Consider the following 16,485-nt stretch of genomic DNA (forward strand, 5'->3'; position numbering starts at 1 on the left):
TTGCTCTTTTAGCCCTGCAGACCAATTACTTCTACGTTGAATGACTGGTCTTGGGACAGAAAGGTCGGATTGTTCCGGCTACCCGCCGCCATTCAGCTGCGACTGGACGCAGCGGCATGCGGGCGGTTGAAAACGTGCTCTGAAATCTATTTTTTATCTGGATGTTTCACAGGTAATATTTGAAAGGCTGCGGCCCGCCCTCCTTCGCTGATCCCATCACCAGAATATCCCCTACCATCTTAGCGAACCGGACGGTCACCGGCAGGCCATCGTTGAAATTGCATGAGTTATAGTTGATCTTCGTCAGCCCCATAATGTCAGTTAGGACGGACTGAATATCAGGACGAGAATATTTTGACCGTAGCACTGTGATGAAAAGGGGGTTGGGTGTTTCCGGTCCGATGTATGTATCCAGTTGAGGGACGTATCCGCTTGTCCAAAGATATGCGTTTCGATCATCTAAGAGCAGCGCCGTTCCCCGGATGACCGGGTAGTCTCCGTTACGGAAAAGCTTCGCATCCCCACCGGTCGATTTAATCCGGACTCCAACGACGTTCGTTCCCGGAGGCGCTGCACGGCAAAAGGCTTTCCATTCCACATCATTAAACGATGCCTGGCCATGGATAAAAAGTTCCTTTGGTGGGGAACCATGCATTTCAGTGTAAGTATCGATGACGGTCGCAAGGAGATCTTCGGCAGCCGCAGGGCTCAGGTGATATTCGTATTCATCGGTTTTCCACGGCCCGTTCGCACCACGGAATACGACCCCGTCGCCTTCGTTGAGAAACATCTGTGCGGCGCAGCAGACATGGTTGTCGCGATTGTTTGGAAGGTTTTTATAAACCATCCCAATGTAGCAAACCCCCGGTCGTATGTCAGACAACCGCCAAGGTGGTTTCGGTTGGGATTTGTAGTAGAGCCCCGTCGCTAGGTTCCAAGCTACCGTCGCCGCGTCCTGTGTCTTCCGAGTTGGATAACCTGCACTGTTTAGAAAAGCGTCTGGGTCCAAGGTCGTTTCCCGTAGAACCTGCGTGGGTGCGATAGCCAGAAATTCGGCCTTTATCCGTCGACGGAAATCAGGAACATCGTCGAAGATATCTTCTGAACTCGTATCGAAGTCAGCCAGAGTTTCGAACAGGGGCATGCTGGCACGTGCTTTTTGCTTCTTCGACGCACGTCCTGACGTAAGTTCGATGCCTGTCCGCTTCGATTCAGGACGACAGCGATCATAGACAATCTCCGGAACGACAAAGATCCACACATCGATCGCGCGCTCTTCGTTGCGAAGATATCGCCTGACCCGGTCGGTGTAGATGCGAGCAACAGTATCTACAGCCTCGTGCTTATTTTCAATCTTAGTCGCCCGGTCGATATCCTTCAGATCAACTATGAGCTCGCTGCACCCGTCAGGGTCGAACGTGATGCCGAAAGTCTCCTCCAGACCCGCGAAATCAGCCAAGTGCAGCCTGTCCTTTTTCTCCGTCGGGCCGGGAGGTGGCACAGAAATTCCCTGTAGAAGCCTTTTACTCCAACCTCGGAAATGTTTGATGCCGCTCTGCGTGGCCACGACACCAATTCGGACCTCCGAAATTTTCCGTCCAGCCGCATGAGGTCCATAAAGAAACAGGCCGTCCTTCGGGTGATGGCTCCGTTGTCCAAACCTGAATTCAAGCTCGGGCTCATTAAGATGCTCAACGGCGAGGCCGGGTTCACGAAACCTCATGCTTCTTCCTCCTCTACTTCGGGGCGCCCAAGCGTGCTCTCGTCATCCTCCTCCCCATCCGCGTCCAACACGTCTGGCATGCTGGTGCTGACTGGTGACGTGAAAAGCACCGGTTCGGAGGAGAGAAGCATATTTTGACCGGGTGCAAGCGGGACACGAATGTAAGCAGAATCCATCGACATAATTTCCAGGAAGGCCAGCAAACGACCATGCCACTGCTTGTTGCGCCAGCCTTTACAACCGGATCGGCGGAGGCGGTGCATCTTTTTCGGATCGTCGACACTCTTACCCTCAGGCGTGCCATTATCCTCTGCAAAGAGCACGCGGGCTTTCAATCGGACATGCCAGAATGGCCAAAGCCTCGGAAGCGCGGTGACACCGTATTTCCAGACATGTTTGCGCGCGACATTACGCAGCATAGATGACCGTCGTCCTCCACCCTGCCTCCCCCATGGCACCCTGTGGCCGTTGGCAGCCTGTTCTGAGGAAATATGAAACCCTTCCGCCCCAGAATATGCGTAAGAGATCATTCCTCTGTCCCGGCAAAGGCGCTCCCAGGAATCCCGGATCAGGTGGGTCATCATATTCGACGCATCACGTGCTCGTAGATCTACGTCCGGAAAACCTTCCTCGACGAATTTTGTTACCGAAACAGATGCCCGTAGCCGCAAACTAGCGACACCCTCGAAGCTGTCCTCAATATCCTTCGGGTCTGCGAAGGCGATCAAGCTCCTGCCATGTTGCACGGCGGGATAAGACAGGCGGGAAATACGGCGCTTAAGCGCATCCTCGCGGAGAGATCCTACCGCATCGTAGTAGTGAATCTCATCCGGCATCTCAACGATCGAAAGCCAGTTTGAAGTAAGCTGCTCTGGTTCCCGCACGAGGGGGATGGCTCGCTGTGTGCGGAACTCATCCCACTGCGAGGCAACGACGATATCCTCGATCTTACAAGGAATCTTTTGGCGATGGAGCGCGCTAACAAGCCGTTCCAACCCTCGGCCCCAGCCGCGCGAGAAATCGACTGGGACGGCGTCCCTCAATCCTTCAATCCTGCTTCCTTCTTCCATTCGCAGAGGGATGACGAACCTCGGGTCCTCAAGCACCTTGGCGACCTCACCAGCTTTGTCGATCACATCCATCAGGCCATCGTCCTGTCGCGTCGCGGGGCTGGTGGGCACGAGGACTTTTACTGCCCGATGCTCAAGCGCGCGGTATACCTCTTTCCGCCACCGGTCGCCGGGCTCGAGCGTCATGAGCTCCGAGAAAACTCGATATCCAAGCGCCTCCAGTTTCGGACCTAACCAAAGAATAAACTGATCATCTGCAGGCCGGGTCCCAAGAATGAAAAGAACGTCTCGAGCTGCTTCTTTTGTCGAGCCCGGATCCGAGCCGGCACGGGGCAGGAGAGATGACAGAATTGTGGGTGGTTGCGCCCTTTTACTGCGTTTATCCAGTGTTCTGTTCAAGACAGTCTCGAGCACGGTGGCGCTGGCTTGCCATAACTCAGGATGAGCTTCTAACACATCGGGATGATTGCGAAGAAGGGCTTCGATATCTTCTTTTCCGTAGATATCGCCTGGCTCCAACAAGGACGGTCCGATGATCTCCATCAGCTGCGTCTTTTTGGTCGGAGTCATTGATACAGATGTGGACAGAATGTAGCGGTTTGGGACGAGCTTATCGATGGTCGCCCGTTCCTTTCGGAGCACGCGCGTCAATTGCGAGAAGCCTGAGCCCTCGTAGTTCTTCGCTTGCAAAATCGTCAGATCTGGCCCTTTTGCGTGTCGGCCATCCATGCCGCCATCGGGCCCGGCACCAAACTGCTCAAATCGCACGCTGATATCTCGGCCGATCAGATCGGCCGAGATAGCTTCAAATTGAGAGGGGGACAATGAAGGGAAACTAAAAGACATGAGTCTGATAGTGCCAACATGTTCCTATTCCTACAAGTTGTGTTTTTTTTGGGTAGCAATACAAAACATGGTATTAAAAGGGAGCCTTTTTCGGCCATCTGTATTTGTGAACCCGCTGAACAGCTTTGCGGTAAGTCTTACCCTGTCTACCGGTTGCGACATAACTCGCACCGGGGGCACCCGTCTGCTTATTGACGACGATGGCCTGCAGCGGTGGTAAGTTTTGACGTCGACACTCCTCTTGAATGACCCCCAAAAACCAGCGTGCAGATCGGTGGTGAAGTCCGAGAGGTTTGGTTAGATCTCCATATGAGATCCACCCACCTTTTCGAGCAAGCTTATAGAGGGGTTTCCAGGCAGCCCTTGCCCGCGCAACATGATCAATTTTTGACATCTCGTTTCCTTTGAGATGCGGCTTTGAAGGTTTGAGATCTTGTGTAAGCCGCAGCCACATGACCCCCGCCACATACCGGAGCATATGGTTTGGAAGTCAGCGGCCCCAGTTTTATTCGAGGGTTCGGCTCCTACAGCGTAGGCGGGTCTTTTATGTGGTGCGTTTGCACCGCCCCTGATCTCTTATATTTATGATAAAAAAGGCATCATTCAAGATATGGTAGAAAAAGAACTTTTGGGTTCACTTCTAAATTGGAGCATCATACCAGCCCTCTGGAAATCCTGCAGTTACCCACCGAAAGGATAAGCCATGCTAAAGGCGCGTAAGCCCCTATATGCACATATTCTGCAACTGCTGGCGCTAAGGTCCGCTTTCGTGTTTTCCAAAAGATGTTCTCGCGCTTGCAGCGAAAGGCAACAAGTTCCCTCTGCCGTGTTTGCCAACCAATTGAGCCTCTGACGAAATACCTAACGGCCTCTCCTGCTCGGCTTCGCGTGTCGCAGGAGAGAACGGCCCTGCGGTCCGTCGCGCATGCGGCCATGCGGCCTTACCGCGGTGTCGGCTCATGGGTCCCGGTTTGCCCGTCTCGCGAGCGCGGCGGGTCTCGGCCACGCCTGCGGTCTTCGCTCTGGTCTGTTTTGCCGAGGCAAAACGATCCCGGCGCTGCGTCCGCCTGCGTGTCCGGCCCCACCGCTTGCCTGCTCGCGTCGGACAAACCTGGCGTCAAAACACACACACATGAGTATGGAAGCATATCCTCCGGATGGCCCCCAAATCAGCCCGCCTCAAGGATCGCAAAACTTTTCGGCGAAGGTGGCGCGAGTGGAGAGGTCAATCGCGCGCGTAAGGTTGTGTGTGTCGTGAGCACGGCGCTTGGAAAACTTTTACGCCCAGCAAGCTGGCGGCTACGCCGTCCCTGACCCGGACAGATTCGGTGAACCAGAAATCGGCCATGCCCCCACAATCACGTGGTGGCCCTCAAACTCAAACATTTGGAGATGAACACATGGCCTACGATCAAGCGACAACATACGAGACAATCGAACTCTTCGGCCTGACGGAAAAAGGTGCACACCTGCCAATCCCGCAGGACGATATCCTGAAGGACAGCATCATCCGCGAAGCCTTCGAGACCCTGCTCGGGCAATTGCGGAATACCGGACTTGAAGGAGAGATCGAGCCTCTCGCCCACGGATTGGCAACAATCCTGCAGCGCCGCAAGGTTGCTCTCGGTAAGGAAGTTGACCGCACAGCCGATAAGATCGGCGCATTGGCCAAATGCCACGATGGATCAGAAATCGCAGAGACCGCATTGGAAGAGGCACAGGCGCGCTTCGTGCAGTTGCGCGAGATCGTGGACGCCATCGAGACGATGGGGGAGGCGGCAGCGGAATGCTACGAGGTCGAGACCGGCAATGCCTTCATCCCGGCAGCGGGATCGCGCGCCAGCGTTCGGGCGCAAGAGACGGGAGCCGTCTTCGAGGCCAAGCAGCTTCTGGAGCAGCATGATCGTGAGACCGCCGCCAAGTCAAAAGTCGAAGGCGTACCGCTGATCGTGTCGGGGTCAACCGACTGGTCCGACATCGATGTCATCTTCCGGACCCTCGACAAGGTGCGGGATCGCATCAAGCAAAATCGCAATCAGGATATCTTCCTCTGCCACAAAGGCGGCAAGCATGGGGCAGAAATGATCGCAGCGCGGTGGGCGCGTGCGCGGGGCATCAATCAAGCGCGCTTTGATCCGCGTTGGTCCGCACACGGACGAGCAGCACCGTTCAAGTGCAACGATGAGATGCTGGACGATAAGTTCGCAGCGATAGGAGTTATCCTCTTCGGCGGCAACGGGGTGGCGCTGAACCTCGGCCAGAAAGCCGAAGCGAAAGGACTGACGGTGATGCGGGTCGCGGATCCGGCCAAGACAGCAGGCGAGGCATAAGTCAGAGAGGGTCACCTTCGGGTGGCCCTTTCTTCGTTCTCAAGATCGTGGGTAGACATTCAGATGCGCGGTGCTGATCTGCAGTAAAGGTTCATTTAAGTCATGACGGTGGATGTCCGATTTTCCCGCTTTGCGATTAGGTTGACCTTATCTCAATGTAATCCCTGTCTATTGTGTCCGTGCCACAAATGACTTTTGTTGGGCAGCATATCACGCGCGCAGGTTTTTCAGTCGATGCCCTTTTCTCCAGACCGCACCAAAGAGATTCAATCGCGTATTGATGCGCGTTTGCAATCTGGTCAGGCGAACGATTGGGAGGTTTCGTTTCTCACGAACATGGCCGCGCGGTTTCAGAAGTATGGAGGTGACACACGTCTGAGTAAGGCCCAGTATGCCAGCTTGCACAAAGTCCTGAAGCTGGAACGTGAGCCATCATCACAGCCCAAATTACAGGCTAACGATAGCGCACTGCGTCCGACTCGGAAGCGCCGCACCGAGTATTACCAACCAAAGTCCCGACCGATGTCTGTGACCCGTGCAATCACTGCACCTCGGCGGGCGGTCCGTAGGGCTCAGCGACAGATCATGGTGCCGCTTGTTATTGTCGTCGCGTTCGTTGCGTTGATTGGATCGTTCTTCGATTCAACATCATCGCAATCCACATCTTACGGCTCGCCAGCGACGTCCGCACCACAAACAACGAGCACCGCTTACGTCTATGTGACGGGGACACGAGTCAATCAACGGGACGGGCCTTCTACGTCTGATCGGGTCATGGGCGTTTTGGTTGAAGGCACCCGTGTCCAGCTGCTTCGTGACCAGGGACAATGGGCGCAGATTAGGTCTGACTTGGGAACCGGCTGGATGTCCTCTAGCTTCCTATCTCTCAATAGGCCGATCACGGCGCAACCCACAACACAGGATCGGGGCCTTCGTGCCAGCGATGTCAGGATCATTGATGGTGATACGATAAACGTGCGTGGGATTACTCCCAACGTTCGCCTTGTCGGTTTCAATGCTCCCGAGACCTGGCGGCCGTCTTGCACCGCAGAGCGTCAGGTTGGGGAACGTGCAACGGCGCGTTTGAGCCAGCTGGTGCGGAATGCGGCATCGATAGAATTTGAACGCGTGGCATGTTCGTGCAGGCCTGGTACCGAAGGTACAGATCAATGTAATTTTGGCCGGCTTTGTGGCTCGCTGTTCGTAGGCGGTCAGGATGTTGGACGCACACTGATTGGAGAGGGATTGGCCGTGCCATACCGGTGCGGTCGGACAAGCTGCCCTCCGCGGCCTCAAGCTTGGTGTCGATAACGTCGCAGCCAGCTCAACACCGGCAAACTGATCTTCGCCCGAGCTGAAAACCCTCCCTGTTTTTCGTTCTGCGCGACAGACCAAACCCCAACACGTCGCCTCAGAGCGAACTTGACCTTCACCTGCATCGAGATCAACGAGACCCGTGGCGACTGCGATGTGGGGGCACACATTTGGGTCTCTTCTTTTTGCTCATTGATGTGGATCGCACGGGGTCGGCCCGGCCGTGCCCTGCGCTGCGCTCCGGCAAGCACAAATACGGCTTCCACGCCTTTGGCGCGGACCCTCCGCATTTGCGCTTGCGACCTGTCCTGATGCCCCCATGCCTTTTGATCCTCATCGCAAAAAGGAGAAACCCAAATGACCAACCACTACGTCGCAACAGTTCCCGTCAAATACACCGATGGCGAAGGCCAGGAGCGCACCCGCTTCCAACGCGTCGGGGCCATGTTCCGCAACACCCGCAACGGGGATGGCTCGGAGTTTTTCAGCCTCAAGCTCGACTTCCCCGTCGGTGTCCAAGAGCTGGTGATGTTCCCACCAAGCTCAAAGGAACCCCAAGAGTAAATCCTCCCCGAGGATGGGCCGCCGTAAGGCGGCCCTATCTCTGTCCCAGTGATCGCTGCGGGTCCCGTTGAGACCCCTGCCTTTGGCAGCGGTCACGGTTCCGGATGACAGGACTGCAGAGCAGTCCTGAGGGTTCCTGGTGTGGTTAAACCAGCCCGGTGACTGAGCCGCCAGCCAGCCTCAAGGGGGCCATCCCCAAAAACCTTTCGGCAAGAGCCTTCACGGTTTTTGCGGCAGAGAATTGGCAAGCAATTCTGGCCTCCCTTGACCCTGTCTGTCGGCCCTGTCGGTTGAGGTGTGTCCCGCCCCATCGCTTCTGTCCGAACATTGCATGTTCTGACAGACCTCAGGCGCGGACCCTGTTGAGATCGGCCGATGTTGGAGCATGCGGCAGGTGTTGGTTGGCGCCCTCTCGGGCGCGACCTCGCACCTGCGGTGCTTGGGCCGTGAAACGGAATACAAGGCTGCCTGCGGCCTCATTCACCGTAAGTATATTATTGACAGAATAGTATAGTCTCGTATGGTAGGTGCAGCCTTGTATGAAGGTGGCAGGAAATAGGGGGTCTTTCTTCGCATGTCTCGCTCGAAACGTCTCACGGATGCGCAACGTATGGAGATCGTGCGCGAAGCCGCGGACGGAGTCTCGACGTCCGTGCTTGCGAAGCGGTTCGGGGTGACACCGCGGGCGGTGCAATACACCTTGAAGAGTGACGATCAGCGCCAGCGCGATACGGCCGTGCCGGTCTTGGCGGTGAGTGTGAAAGTGACCCCTGACGAGATGGCGGCATTCGATGCGGTGCTGGCGTCGGCGGGGATCGAGACCCGCTCGGAAGGGCTGCGCCGCTTGATGCAAGCGGCAGGTGGCACCTTTGTGGCGGACACATCGTTGGCGGCAGAGATGGCGCGCTATCGCGCCTCATTAAATGATGTTGGAAACGGTGTCGCCCAGATTGCCAAGCAGATGCAGAAGGCCAACAGGGAGGGACAGGGAACTGGTGCTGAGTTCTCAGAATTGCGGCTTGCACAGATGCGCGGGTTGGCGCGATTCATCCTCGATAGTGCAGATGAGATTGACCTGCTTGTGCGCCGCCGGCGTGACGCGATGCAGCTGAAAGCAACGGCTGCCTTGAAGGAGTTCGCCCATGCGGCTGAATGATGCGGTTGGTGCCGTCACCGGAGAGATATTTGAGGATGGGTGGAGCCGGATCCGTGGCTCGATGCAGGGTCTGTATGCCTCCAAGCAAAAGCAGATGGTGCGCGCCGCTGCGGGACATCGGGCCGCTGTGTTCAAAGCGATCCGGGGCGGGGGCACGCATAATAAATCCCAGCTGTCCAACCAGCTCGAATACCTCACGACAAAGTCCACCCATATCGTCGACAGCAGCGGGTTCCTGGATGGCAAATCCAAGCTTGAGCGCGGCGAGATCAAAGACCTGACCGAGCGCTTTGCCAAGCGGTGGGACGCGGGGTTCAAACCCAAACTTGGGCAAACCACACATCTGCTGATGTCCTTCCCGATTGGAACGCGCGGAGAGGACGTGCGCGACATCGCGACTGACGTGGCCGAGCGGTTCTTCCAGAAAGATGAAGGCCACTTTGATTATATCATTGCTGTACATGAGGACCGCGAGCATCCGCATGCGCATCTCGTATTGAATCGCCGCTCTCAAGAGGGCGAGTTTTTCTATTTGGCGCGCAATCATCGGTTCAACTATGACGACTTCCGGTTGGCGATGGTCGAAGAGGCCGAGACCTACGGCGTGCGGTTGGAGGCAACGCGGCGGATAGATCGCGGCGAGGTGCATTACCCGGCCAAGACCCGCGAGGTCTATGCCGCCAAAGAAGAGGGCAGGACGCCAGTGGAGCGCGAACGGGTGGGTAAAGACCTGACCCGCACGCTTGCCGAGATCGCAAACACCAAAATCATATTCCACTCGCTGGCTGCCGAGGCGTCCTCCGAGAACCGCGAAGACATTGCTGAGGTTCTGTTCCGTGCGGGCGAGGTTCTGGCGAAGGGTGGTCACGTTGAAACCGCAGGAGGCATTTACATGGCCGAAGACGAAACGTTCGAGGATCTGCGCAGCCGCTACGCGGAGAAGGTCGCAAACATCACAGATTTGATCGCGGCAAAGCCGGATGCAGAGCGACCCGCGCTGGAGAAGTCTCTCAACGCAATTCAAGCGCGGGTGCAGCATATGCAGCCCCTTGGGCTACGGTCCAATTCCCTCTCGGAGGTCCCATCAGAAGGCGGGGTTTATTCTGAAGCCAATATTCAGCAAAGCCAGTTGGAGCGTCTGTCTGAGCCACGGGTGCGCGCCCGCGTCGATGCAGCACTGCGCGGCACGGGGATCAGCACATCCGAGGTTGTGGCCCGGATGGAGACGGGGGCGCAAAACGCGGCTCTGGAACATCAATGGATTGCGGATGATTTGTCCAAGGTGGCCGAGGCGAAGGATTTGAACCTTGAGCGCCGCGCGGATTTGGAACAGGCGCGGGATATCCTCAATGATGTACATGTGCAACTGGGGACCATGCTGGAACGGGAAGGTGTGCTGCGCCGTGACGGGGTCATTGAAGACGCCCGCGAGGTGCAGGCGCATGTCACGCAAGCTCAGATCGAAACCGCTGCCAATGCCGTTCGCGTCGAGACTCAGATTGAAGCTCAGAGTGAGGACCTTGATGAGGCCGTGATCGAAAGCCTTGCCGTAGAGCGTTTGGAGGACGAACAGCGGGACTATCTGCGCGACCATCCAGATCTGATTGCGCGCCCGACCGATGTGATCCGCACGGATGAGGAGGGCAGGGCGGTGATCGTAGATCAGGCCGCAGCAGACTGGGTTATCAATGAGGTCGAAGCGGCGCGTTTGGGGGCGCACAGCAGCACGCCAATCTCCGTTTCCGTCGCGCGCGATCTACAGACGCGATATCCTGATATGCCCGAGCAGCTGGCGGAGGGTCTCGGCGACACTTACGCGCGTGTCTATGAAGCGCGCGGCGCTGAACGGGAGGAAAACCTGACGGAGCGCGAGACAGTCCAGAATGAGACGCCCGAACTGTCCCGTGTTCTCGCCCATGAACGGGCAGGGGAGTTGTCTTCGCCCTTTGAGACTAACCAAGAACGTGAGGCCTTCCGCAGCGATGTGGCGCGGGTTTTGGACGCGGCGCAGCTCGATCGCCTGAAGGAGGGTGACAGTGACGCTTTGGAAAATGTGATCGAAGATCGCCTTGATCGGCTCTATGTCGCAAAGGTCTATCTACAATCGGATGCGGCAACGGCAAACTCGGAGGCGTTGCGACAGGTTGTCGATGAGTTGGCAGACGTAGAAGTCGAGAGACACCGCGCGGCGGACGTGGACGGCGAGATTGAGCGGGGCCAGGTCCATTGAGTGGATCCATGGGAAAGGCTTGGATTGCCATAGGGGTGGTTCTGGTCACCTTGGTGGCAGGGGCGATGGGCTACACCATTGCCTCGGCTGTGCTGACCTTTAAGGCGCTTGGGTTCAGCGCTGATATCGATTTTGGATATATCGCGCAAAATTACCTCTGGATCAGAGATAGACGGCCTGATGATTTCCAACTGATCAACCTGATCATTGGCGGTGCCGCCGTCGCGGGGCTAATGATGAGCCTTGCCCTTTCCGGCTCGGCCCTCACGCGCTTCGGGCAGACCCATTGGCAAAAGCGCGGTGAGATGAAAACCAACGGGTTCTTTGGCAAGCCAGGGACCGGGTTTATTCTGGGCAAATTGGGCAGCCCAAAGTCGCGGGCCCGCTACATCACCTCTAAGGTTTTTCCCCATGCGCTGATCGTGGCACCAACGGGGCGCGGTAAAACCAGCGGCTTTGTGATCCCGAACCTGCTCACATGGCAGGGGTCTGCCGTCACGTTGGATGTAAAGGGCGAGTGTTTTGAGGCGACAGCGCGTCACCGTGCGGCTCAGGGCGACAAGGTCTACCGCTTTGCCCCTACGGACTGGGAAGGCAAGCGGACGCATCGCTACAATCCGCTCTTGCGCATCTATGAATTGAAAGACCCTGCGCGTCAGCAGATGGAATTGCAGCTATTGGCAACGTTGTTTCTGCAAAGTGACAACGATCGCGTGCAGGGTCTTCTGAAGGGCGGCATTGATTTGTTTGTGGCTGCAGGCTTGTTGGCCTTCCAGCGCAAGAAGCCGAACCTAGGCGAGATCTACCGGATTGCGGCCTCGGGTGGCAACAAGCAGAAAGAATATGTGGCGAGGGGCCATGAGATCGACAACAAGGCCGCGAAGCTGATCTTTACGCGACTGGCGTCCACCAACAACGACACACTGACCTCCTATGTCTCGCTCTTGATGACCTCAGGTCTGGATCAATGGCAGAACCCTGCGATTGACGAGGCGACGCAGGTTTCCGACTTTGATTTCCGCACGATCCGCAAGAAGCCCTTCACGGTCTATCTCGTTGTCCAGCCCTTGATGGTAAAGCCGCTTGCGCCACTGATCCGGTTGTTTTTCTCTGACCTTCTCTCGGCGATGCAAGAGAAGGAACCGGGCAAAGATGAGCCTTGGCCCGTGATGATCATGCTCGATGAGTTCAACCGCCTTGGCAAAATGCCCATCGTGATCGAGAGCATCGAAACCCTGCGCACCTATCGCGGTCATCTGGCGGTGGTGACCCAAACCATCCCCGCCCTCGATGAAATCTATGGTGAAAACACCCGCCGCGCGCTTCAAGGCAACGCAGGCGTAAAGCTCTACCTCACCCCCTCGGATGAAAAAACCATTGAGGAGCTAAGCAAGGCGGTGGGGAAGACCACGAAGACGGTCATCACGCGGTCGCGGTCCATAGGAAAGAACCCGTTCGAGGGCCGCAGTCAGTCCACGCGGACGGAGGAAACATCTCTTTTACCTGAGGATGAAGCGCGCCGGTTGCCGCTTGATGAAATTATCATGGTAGTGGATGCGCAGATGCCAGTGCGGGCGAAACGGATCCAGTATTTTGATGATCGGCTGTTTGCGGCGATCCATGGCGCGCAGAGGGGGGAATTGCCGTTTCCAGTGATGGGCGGAGGTGGCGGTAAGGCGCACGGGCCAGATTCTTGCGGGTCAAAGCGGGGCCCGAGCCAAGCTGGAACGAGTGCGGAGCCCCAGGTGCATGATGAGCGTCTGGGCGGCCCGCAGGAGATCAGCTCAGGAAAATCTGTCGTGCCCGCTCAAAAGCTGTTCAAGCCGTTGTTGAAGAGGAGCAGCGGCAAATGGAAATGAGCTTTGCCGACCAGGTTGAGATGCAAATTGAGGAAATCGATGGTGGCGATAGAGATCGACTCGATACAGTGGTGGATGATTTGGACGGGCTGGAACGCCGGTTGAAGCAGGGGGAGGGGGTGTCTGGCTGAGATAGGTAAGGCGTAACGCAACCATTGAACGCGCGTAGATCACTGAACCAGTCGTTCGCCGCACCAGATTTGAAGGACGGCAAGGCGGAGAGGCTGTGTGGAAACTCTGCTGATACTGGGTCCGGCTGTAGCTTTTGCCGTTTGTGTTCATTTTGGCGTGGGATTTTCATTTTGGCTGTTTCGAGGGTCCGTCGGGCCAAGGATAGCCATTTGTGACAGATCCAGCGTTCCAGGCCCCTATTTCGGGGCAAACGAGGCCAATTACGCCTTCATGGCCGCGATCATTGCCGGAATACCCATTAGGTTCATGACGCGAGTCATATTGTAGGCAAGCACATGCAGCGCCATCTCGGTTCCGACGTTTTTCAGCCGTCTCATCTTGAAGTGTGTCGCACCCATCCATGATTTGATCGTTCCGTAGGGATGCTCGACGGTCATGCTGCGGACCGCCAATTGGGCTGGATCTTTGTCCAAGCGTTCTTGCACCTGATCGAGGACATCTTCTTTCTCCCAACGACGCACACGCCGTTCTTTGCTGGTCGTGCATTTGTCTTTGATGGCGCAATCGGCGCAGGCCCCCGACCAATATGTTCTGATTGCTTTGCCGTCTTGTGGGCCGGTAAATCTGTAAGTCAGGTTCTCGCCTGCCGGGCAGACGTACACATCCTTGTCACCGTCGTAGGCGAAGTCAGCCTTATCAAACTGACCGCGCGCAGCCGCGTTTGATGTCATGGGTTTGGGGACAACAACCGAGATGCCTGCCTCTTCGCTCGCAACAATTTCCTCGCCTTTGTAATAGCCTTTGTCCGCGATTGCTGTGAGCTGATCTGTCGTCATGACCTCGTTCGCGGCCGCAGCCATCATCGACAGCGCATCGCGGTCAAACCCAAGCATAGTGACTTCGTGCGCAACGATCAGGTGGTTGTCAGCTTCGACAGCTGTTTGCACATTGTAACCGACAATACGTGGCATCCGTGCTGTTGTGGCCATGGATCTGGCATCAGGATCAGTTAATGAGACCTGCGTTTCGCCGGTCTCATCCATGCGTTGTTCAATTGATCGGTAACGCACTGCCTCTTTTTGCAAGTGCTCCAGCTTTCGCAAGGTGCGCTCCATACGCGCTTCTGGCAGCACTGTGCCGGTCTGCTCGAACACTTCATCTGCGCGATCCAGCTCACCCAAATAGCGCTCAATTGCTTTGTCGATCTCACCCAGTTTCTGACGCAGCTTACCGCGGGTGTAATTCTTGGCCTTGGCGTTCAGAGCTTTAAACCGGCTGCCATCGATAGCGACCACGTCACCATCAAGCAGATCCATATTGCGGCACAGGGCAACAAACTGCTGGCACACTTTGCGGATTGCAGGGCCGTTATCTTTGCGGAAATCAGCAATCGTTTTGAAGTCTGGCTTCAACCGACCCGTCAACCATATGAGCTCCAGATTGCGGCCGCACTCACGTTCCAACCGTCGCGATGATTGGACTTGATTCAGATAGCCGTAGAGATAAATCCGCAGCATCAGCGCCGGATGATAACCAGGGCGACCCGTGGCGGCAGGCTCCGTATCGAAACCAAGCGCAGCGAGATCAAGAATGTCGGCAAAGGCATCAATGACACGAACAGGGCTATTCTCATCAACATAATCGTCGAGATGTTCAGGCAACAACATCGTCTGATGGCGATCCAAACCTTCGATGAAATGCGTCATGAACAACCTCCATACCGAATACAGAAATTATAGCATCATCTGGATCAAAATGGGGGAGTTTTCACACAGCCTCCGGACAAACCGGACTTGTGCACACGCGGCTATTGCTGACGCAGCATTTGTTCGCAGTCGCAGCAAATTTCTTCCCGCGATGCAGCACACGCCACCGAAGCAGCCGTTGAAATCCGAGATCAAGTCCCAGATCTACGTCAACCTTTCGCTAGGCGCTGATCCAACAAACGGGTCGCGGGCGACGTGTTAATTCGCCGCAGTTGCACCAATGTTGGGTTTCGTCACATTGCGACCGAAGTAAGCAAGTGGAAACCTCCAGCGACGACGGCTGGCAAAACCGGCGCTCATCAATCTTCTTCGCTCAGTCCCAGCGCAAATGGTCGCAGATACCGGCAAGTTTGAGGTCGGTAAACTGATGTCTGATCAGGCCATAAGCACGCGCTAATGTTGCGGGGATGTTCATATCGCCCATGTCGATGGCATGAATGCCACCCGCAACAAAGTAGGCGGCAAAGCCGTTTTGGGCCGCACCTTTGATATCTGTCGGTAAGCCATCACCCACAACAAGTATTCGACTTTTTGAGAGCGTCCGCCCCGCAGCGATGGTCATCTGCGTTATGGCCGCTTGATAGATTGGTGCCTCTGGCTTGCCCGCATAGGTGACTTTGCCGCCAAGTTTTTCGTACAGCTGCGCGATTGATCCGGCACAGATCACCATGCGGTTACCACTTTTCACGACCAAGTCAGGGTTAGCGCAGATCATTTCGACCGCTTGGCACCGCATTTTCAGCAACAGAGGTTCATAGATTTTAGCGCTTTCAATCCCATCATCCAAGGGGCCAGTCAGCAGGCACAGTTTCGCGTCCTGACTGCCAACCAATGGGTGCGTTAGACTTTCCAAGATCGACTGGTCCCGCTCCGGGCCGAAATGATACAAGGGAGTGTTGTTTCGCTCTTTTAACAGCGACTTGGCGACATCACCTGATGTCACCACGGCATCAAATGCCTCGCGCGGGACGCCCAGCTGAGCCAATTGCGGATAGATAAGTTGGTTTGATCGCGGAGCGTTGGTGATTAGAATAACAATCCCGCCCCGTGCCCGGTATTTGCAAAGGGCATCTACTGCGTTTGGAAAGGCGGTAATGCCGTTGTGCAGGACACCCCAGATGTCGCATAGCAAACCATCATAATGCGGTGCAAGATCACTGAGTGGCATGAGTTTGGCCATTAGAGCTGTGGCCTACGTTCCGGGGCGCGTCCAGTCAAGCACAGCATAGATCACTTGCTATTTGCGCTTTAGCTCTGTAGGGATACAACTTCGCGATCAGATAGGATCGCAATCAATGCGCGACAAGGTTACCTGCTTCGGCGTACCTTGCCTGCCTACCACGACATTCGAAAACGTTTTTTCGGGGACCAATCGGGCGCTAGTTTTAAGCGCGCAATGGTGGCCCAATCCACGACACGTGTGGAATAAAGTCATTTTCAGTTCTGCCCGCGTTCAATTTCCGGACGCCAAATCCCACGGCATCTTCTCAGGCTG

At 56.1% G+C, this 16,485-nt stretch carries 11 protein-coding genes; 7 read left to right on the plus strand and 4 right to left on the minus strand.

Annotated features, from left to right (window positions below):
• Window positions 1-166: 166 nt before the first annotated feature.
• Complete coding sequence (locus BSF79_RS15215; RefSeq protein ID WP_090270686.1) at window positions 167-1,723, minus strand: argonaute/piwi family protein; 1,557 nt, start codon at window positions 1,721-1,723, stop codon at window positions 167-169.
• Window positions 1,720-3,639, minus strand: a complete 1,920-nt coding sequence (locus BSF79_RS15220) for a toll/interleukin-1 receptor domain-containing protein (RefSeq protein ID WP_090270687.1) — start codon at window positions 3,637-3,639, stop codon at window positions 1,720-1,722. The genes BSF79_RS15215 and BSF79_RS15220 overlap by 4 nt, the downstream gene beginning before the upstream one ends.
• Before the next feature lie 1,400 nt (window positions 3,640-5,039).
• Here BSF79_RS15220 and BSF79_RS15225 point away from each other — a divergent pair.
• The 7 genes from BSF79_RS15225 (at window position 5,040) to BSF79_RS20325 (ending at window position 13,223) form a co-directional block, all read left to right on the plus strand.
• Window positions 5,040-5,969, plus strand: a complete 930-nt coding sequence (locus tag BSF79_RS15225; RefSeq protein WP_090270688.1) for a DUF2493 domain-containing protein — start codon at window positions 5,040-5,042, stop codon at window positions 5,967-5,969.
• Between the two features lie 585 nt (window positions 5,970-6,554).
• A complete protein-coding gene (locus tag BSF79_RS20320) occupies window positions 6,555-7,280 on the plus strand; it encodes an SH3 domain-containing protein (RefSeq protein ID WP_425443245.1) in 726 nt (241 codons plus the stop codon).
• Between the two features lie 360 nt (window positions 7,281-7,640).
• Window positions 7,641-7,847: a hypothetical protein gene (locus tag BSF79_RS15235; protein WP_089423413.1), complete on the plus strand. Its 207-nt coding sequence runs from the start codon at window positions 7,641-7,643 to the stop codon at window positions 7,845-7,847.
• A 574-nt stretch (window positions 7,848-8,421) separates the two neighbouring features.
• Window positions 8,422-9,003: a helix-turn-helix domain-containing protein gene (locus BSF79_RS15240; RefSeq protein WP_037941661.1), complete on the plus strand. Its 582-nt coding sequence runs from the start codon at window positions 8,422-8,424 to the stop codon at window positions 9,001-9,003.
• A complete protein-coding gene (locus tag BSF79_RS15245; protein WP_037941662.1) occupies window positions 8,990-11,233 on the plus strand; it encodes a relaxase/mobilization nuclease domain-containing protein in 2,244 nt (747 codons plus the stop codon). Before BSF79_RS15240 ends, BSF79_RS15245 begins: the two co-directional genes overlap by 14 nt.
• 8 nt (window positions 11,234-11,241) lie before the next feature.
• A complete protein-coding gene (locus BSF79_RS15250; protein ID WP_245776424.1) occupies window positions 11,242-13,092 on the plus strand; it encodes a type IV secretory system conjugative DNA transfer family protein in 1,851 nt (616 codons plus the stop codon).
• Window positions 13,083-13,223: a hypothetical protein gene (locus BSF79_RS20325; RefSeq protein ID WP_245776425.1), complete on the plus strand. Its 141-nt coding sequence runs from the start codon at window positions 13,083-13,085 to the stop codon at window positions 13,221-13,223. The genes BSF79_RS15250 and BSF79_RS20325 overlap by 10 nt, the downstream gene beginning before the upstream one ends.
• Window positions 13,224-13,484: 261 nt before the next feature.
• Here the strand turns inward: BSF79_RS20325 and BSF79_RS15255 are convergent, their stop codons facing one another.
• Complete coding sequence (locus BSF79_RS15255; RefSeq protein ID WP_090270690.1) at window positions 13,485-14,930, minus strand: IS1182 family transposase; 1,446 nt, start codon at window positions 14,928-14,930, stop codon at window positions 13,485-13,487.
• Window positions 14,931-15,303: 373 nt separating this feature from the next.
• A complete protein-coding gene (locus tag BSF79_RS15265; protein WP_090270692.1) occupies window positions 15,304-16,170 on the minus strand; it encodes a TIGR01459 family HAD-type hydrolase in 867 nt (288 codons plus the stop codon).
• Between the last annotated feature and the right edge of the window lie 315 nt (window positions 16,171-16,485).

Source organism: Thalassovita taeanensis (genome assembly GCF_900110775.1).
GTDB lineage: Bacteria > Pseudomonadota > Alphaproteobacteria > Rhodobacterales > Rhodobacteraceae > Litorimicrobium > Litorimicrobium taeanense.

What these genes read in the sequence shown, in the direction of transcription:
- BSF79_RS20320 (WP_425443245.1), top strand. Translation starts at nt 6,555, where the DNA reads ATGGTGCCGCTTGTTATTGTCGTCGCGTTCGTTGCGTTGATTGGATCG.
- BSF79_RS20325 (WP_245776425.1), top strand. Translation starts at nt 13,083, where the DNA reads ATGGAAATGAGCTTTGCCGACCAGGTTGAGATGCAAATTGAGGAAATC.
- BSF79_RS15220 (WP_090270687.1), bottom strand. Translation starts at nt 3,639, where the DNA reads ATGTCTTTTAGTTTCCCTTCATTGTCCCCCTCTCAATTTGAAGCTATC.
- BSF79_RS15225 (WP_090270688.1), top strand. Translation starts at nt 5,040, where the DNA reads ATGGCCTACGATCAAGCGACAACATACGAGACAATCGAACTCTTCGGC.
- BSF79_RS15255 (WP_090270690.1), bottom strand. Translation starts at nt 14,930, where the DNA reads ATGACGCATTTCATCGAAGGTTTGGATCGCCATCAGACGATGTTGTTG.
- BSF79_RS15215 (WP_090270686.1), bottom strand. Translation starts at nt 1,723, where the DNA reads ATGAGGTTTCGTGAACCCGGCCTCGCCGTTGAGCATCTTAATGAGCCC.
- BSF79_RS15240 (WP_037941661.1), top strand. Translation starts at nt 8,422, where the DNA reads ATGTCTCGCTCGAAACGTCTCACGGATGCGCAACGTATGGAGATCGTG.
- BSF79_RS15235 (WP_089423413.1), top strand. Translation starts at nt 7,641, where the DNA reads ATGACCAACCACTACGTCGCAACAGTTCCCGTCAAATACACCGATGGC.
- BSF79_RS15265 (WP_090270692.1), bottom strand. Translation starts at nt 16,170, where the DNA reads ATGGCCAAACTCATGCCACTCAGTGATCTTGCACCGCATTATGATGGT.
- BSF79_RS15245 (WP_037941662.1), top strand. Translation starts at nt 8,990, where the DNA reads ATGCGGCTGAATGATGCGGTTGGTGCCGTCACCGGAGAGATATTTGAG.
- BSF79_RS15250 (WP_245776424.1), top strand. Translation starts at nt 11,242, where the DNA reads ATGGGAAAGGCTTGGATTGCCATAGGGGTGGTTCTGGTCACCTTGGTG.